The sequence below is a fragment of the Corallococcus sp. CA041A genome (genome assembly GCF_003612075.1).
Classification (GTDB): domain Bacteria; phylum Myxococcota; class Myxococcia; order Myxococcales; family Myxococcaceae; genus Corallococcus; species Corallococcus exiguus.
Genome location: NZ_RAWF01000446.1, coordinates 1 through 3,980, shown reverse-complemented (window position 1 = coordinate 3,980; position 3,980 = coordinate 1). Strand labels below are relative to the sequence as shown.

General features: G+C 71.4%; 5 protein-coding genes. 2 read left to right on the top strand and 3 right to left on the bottom strand.

The window, feature by feature from the left end; all coding sequences use genetic code 11:
* Nucleotides 1–634: rhomboid family intramembrane serine protease (locus D7V77_RS40695; RefSeq protein ID WP_120581552.1), on the top strand; the 634-nt coding region annotated here is incomplete at its 5' end.
* 2 nt (nucleotides 635–636) lie between these two features.
* The gene (locus D7V77_RS40690) at nucleotides 637–1,239 is read left to right on the top strand and encodes a TIGR00730 family Rossman fold protein (RefSeq protein WP_120581551.1); all 603 of its coding nucleotides are present in this window, start codon (nucleotides 637–639) and stop codon (nucleotides 1,237–1,239) included.
* 17 nt (nucleotides 1,240–1,256) lie between these two features.
* On the opposite strand, the gene D7V77_RS40685 is transcribed toward D7V77_RS40690, so the two are convergent.
* Genes D7V77_RS40685 through D7V77_RS40675 form a run of 3 tightly spaced genes read right to left on the bottom strand, consistent with a single transcriptional unit; the run spans nucleotide 1,257 to nucleotide 3,724 of the window.
* Nucleotides 1,257–1,886: a hypothetical protein gene (locus tag D7V77_RS40685; RefSeq protein WP_120581550.1), complete on the bottom strand. Its 630-nt coding sequence runs from the start codon at nucleotides 1,884–1,886 to the stop codon at nucleotides 1,257–1,259.
* Complete coding sequence (gene pyrE / locus D7V77_RS40680) at nucleotides 1,883–2,458, bottom strand: orotate phosphoribosyltransferase (protein ID WP_120581549.1); 576 nt, start codon at nucleotides 2,456–2,458, stop codon at nucleotides 1,883–1,885. The genes D7V77_RS40685 and pyrE overlap by 4 nt, the downstream gene beginning before the upstream one ends.
* Nucleotides 2,459–2,461: 3 nt before the next feature.
* A complete protein-coding gene (locus D7V77_RS40675) occupies nucleotides 2,462–3,724 on the bottom strand; it encodes a ParB/RepB/Spo0J family partition protein (RefSeq protein WP_233597532.1) in 1,263 nt (420 codons plus the stop codon).
* Nucleotides 3,725–3,980: the final 256 nt, after the last annotated feature.

The following is a 3,980-nucleotide window of genomic DNA, read 5'->3' as shown; positions in this document are numbered from 1 at the left end:
GCGCACGCCCTACGTCAGCTTCGCCATCATCGCGGGCGCGGTGGGGATGTTCGTCCTCAGTCGCTCCCTGGGCCGGCCGCTGATCATCGACGGGACGAACTACGGCATCGTGGGGCCGCTGGCGCTCTACGGGCCGTGGGTCCAGGCGGGCGAGTACTGGCGCCTGCTCGGCATGGTGTTCGAGCACGGCGGCGCGATGCACCTGCTCTTCAACATGCTCGCCGTCTATTCGCTGGGCGCGTCGCTGGAGCGCGGCATCGGAAGCCTGAGGTTCCTGGGGCTGTCGCTCGTCACCGCGCTGGGCGGCTCCGCGTTCGCGCTCTTCTTCAACTTCGACATCGTGACGGTGGGCGCGTCAGGAATGATCCTCGGCTGGGGCGGCGCGATGCTGCCCATCCTCAACCAGCAGGGCCGCAGGGATCACATGTTCTGGCTCGTGCAGGTGGCGGTCATCAGCCTGCTGCCCGGGGTGAGTTGGGCGGGGCACCTGGGCGGCTTCATCTTCGGCCTGCCGTGCGGCATGGCGCTGCGCATGGGCCCGAAGGTCTACTCGCGCGCCATCCCCGTCCTGCTGTTCATCGCCGCGGCGCTGGCCGTGGTCGCCGCCCATCCCGGGCGCCTTGGAGGCCTTTGACGATGGCTGAACCCACCGTGCGCAGCGTCTGCGTCTTCTGTGGCTCGCGATCCGGCGTGCGCGCCGAGTACCGCGAGGCCGCTTCCAGGATGGGGGCCGCGCTGGCGAAGCGGGGCCTGACGCTCGTCTACGGCGGCGCCAGCGTGGGGCTGATGGGCGCGGTGGCGGACGCGGTCATCGCCAACGGCGGCAAGACCGTGGGCGTGCTCCCCCACTTCATGGACGCGAAGGAGCTGGCCCACCCGCGGCTGACGGAGCTGCACCGGGTGGACTCCATGCACTCGCGCAAGGCGATGATGGCCGAGCGCTCGGACGCCTTCGTCGCCCTGCCCGGCGGCTTCGGCACGCTGGACGAGCTCTTCGAAATCGTCACCTGGGCGCAGCTGGGCCTGCACCGGAAGCCCATGGGCCTGCTGGACGTGGACGGCTTCTTCCAGCCGCTGCTCGCGATGGCGAAGCAGATGGTGGAGGCGGGCTTCGTCCCGGAGACGCAGGGCGTGCCCTTCGCGGTGAATGCCTCGCCGGACGCGCTCCTGGACCGCCTGCTCGCGGGGCCCACGATGCCGCTCACGTCGAAGTGGCTGAAGGACGGCCAGCAGACCTGAAGGCCATCCCGCCGCGTTCAGCGCGCGTGGACCTTCAGCTCCGCGTTCCCCAGCGACGAGGCGACGCGGAGCATCACCTGCTCGGTGCCCTCGGGGATGACGGGCTGGCCGTCGGTGAAGGTCTTGGGGAAGCGTACGCGGTAGCCCACCCAGAAGAGGCTGGCGTAGGGGTAGTAGGCGCGCACGTTGAGGTCCGCCCGGCCCAGGCGGCGGATCTCCATGGGCGTGATTTCGCCCGCGGGCGTCACCAGCGCGATCCGCCAGATGCTGTTGCGGTGGGCGAAGTCGTCGTAGCGGTAGTCGTTGACGTGCACCGCCAGGAAGAACTCGTGGAACTTCGCCGCGTCGGCCAGTTCCTCCGCCAGCAGCTGCTCCACCTTCGCCGCGGGCAGCGTCTGGAAGATGGCGCGGCGGTGGATGCGGGCCTCGCGGAACGCAGGCGTCTGGAACGTGGCCCCCGCGAAGACGCGCGTGTCGAAGCCGTCGTAGATCTCCTTGCGGTCCGAGTACCGGTCCAACACCGCCATGTAGGCGGACTCCTGCTTCGGGTCATCCAGCGTGGGCGCGGGCTCTCCGACGATGGGGGGCGAGGTGGAGCAGCCGCCCAGCACGCCCAGCAGCACCGCGGCCAACAGCAGCCTTCTCACGGGATGAAGTCCTTGCGCGTGAACAGCGTGGTGAGGCGGTGGCCGGCGGACTCCACGGCCTCGCGTCCGCCCTCCAGCCGATCCACCAGCGCGAAGGCGCCCAGCACCGTCAGGCCCTCCAGCTTCGCGCGCTCAATCGCCTTGATCGTGGACGCGCCCGTCGTCACCACGTCCTCCACGATGGCCACCGGTGCGCCGGGGCTCAGCGCGGACAGGCCTTCAATCCACTGGCCGGTGCCGTGGCCCTTGGGCTCCTTGCGCACGATGAACGCGTGCAGGGGCTTCTGGCCGCCGCCCTCCAGGAAGCTGGTCAGGCTCACCGCGGACGCGAGCGGATCCGCGCCCAGCGTCAGCCCGCCCGCGGCCACCGCTGACGGAGCGTCGCGCCGGATGGCCTCCAGGAGCAGCCGGCCGATGAGGTAGTGGCCCTCGGCGAGCAGCGCCGTGCGCTTGCAGTCGATGTAGAAGTCCGACTCCTTGCCGGAGGAGAGCACCACGCGCCTGCGCTCGAAGGAGCGCTGCGTGAGCACCTCCAGGAGCCGGGCGCGGTCGCGTTCGAGCGTTTCCGCCATGGCCTACAGACCCTCCAGGTACGCCACCAGCTGCGCCGAGTAGCGCAGCTGCATCAGCAGCTCCGCCTTGCGCGATTCGTCCAGCGCGGCGAACACGTCCGCGAGCAGCGACAGGTCCTGATTGAGGGCGCCCATGCGCTGCGCGACGTCCACCGCCAGCTCGTCCGCGTCGATCTCCTCCTCGACGCCCTCCGGAGCCAGCGTCTCCTCGGTGGCGAGCGCCTTCTCCAGCATGTCACGCACCGGCGCCGTCAGCCGGCCTTCGGCCTCCAGCGACTCGCGCTTGGCCTCCAGCACGTCGTGCTCCACCGGCGAGGCGTGGATGGCCTCCGCCAGGGACAACAGGAGCGCGTCCTCGTCGGACAGCTCCTCGTGCACGCGCACCTGGAGCTGGTCGCGCTTGAGGAAGCGCAGCGCCGCCACGCGCCGGAAGCCGCAGATGAGCTGGTAGCGCTCCTCGCCGCGCGGGCGCACGTCCACCGGGAACAGCTGGCCCAGTCGCGCCAGGTCCGTGGCCAGCTCGGACACGTCGCCCTCGTCCCGCAGGCGGAACGTGGTGTCCTCCTCCAGTCGCTCCAGCGGCAGCACCATCGCCGTCACCTGTCCCATCACGCGCGGCTCGATGGCCTGCGCGTGGGGCTCCCCATCCGAAGTCGCCGCGCCGTCGTTGGCGCTGTGTTCCGAACCGTCTCCGGAGCCCATGGAGCCCGCGTCCTCCTGGCTCGCACGGCTCGCCACGTCCCAGATGCCGGCGCTCAGCAGCGCGTCATCCGCGCCCGACACCGGACCGGAGGGCGGCTCCGCCACCACGTCCTTCGCCTCCCCGCCACCGTCGCTGCCCGTGCCGGAGGCGTCCTGGACGCTCTCGCCCGAGGGCAGCTCCACGTAGCGGCCAGGGCCCGAAGAGGCCTCCGCGTCCGCCGGGGTGCTGGTGCCCTCGCCCTGCACGGTCGACCCGGAGCCTTCCGGTTCGCCAGCGTGGGCGGATGCTCCACCCGACGTCGCGGCGTCCCCGGCGGGAGTCTCTTCCCCGGTGCGGCCCGGCGACTCGCCGCCCTCGGGGCGTGTCTCCGGCTCACTGGAGGCTCCGGCGGCCGTGCTGGCCTCGGTCGCGCTCGCGGTGGCCTGCCCACCCTCTCCAGGCAGGTCGGTCTGCGCCCCACCCGCTTCGGCCTGGGGGGCACCTTCCGGCGTCACGTCTCCACTCGCGCCCTCGCCATGCTTCGGCGCGGACGCGTCAGCCGCTCCCTCCTGCTGGGACGGCATCGAATTCTCTCCAGGTGTGCCCGGCATCCCTTCCTGTCCCTCGGCCCTGTGCTCGGCGTCCATGGTGGCACCCCCGGTTGTTCCACCCGCGCGCCGCCGGAAACGACGGCGCGGCGGGCGGGCTCTAACGGGACTTCTTCACCACGACCTTCTTCTTCGCGCCAGCACCCATCACGCGGGAAAGAGGCGCGCCGGCACTGCTCGCCTGCTCAGTGACTGCCGGACGCGGAGGCTCCGGAGCCCGGGTCGTGGTCGC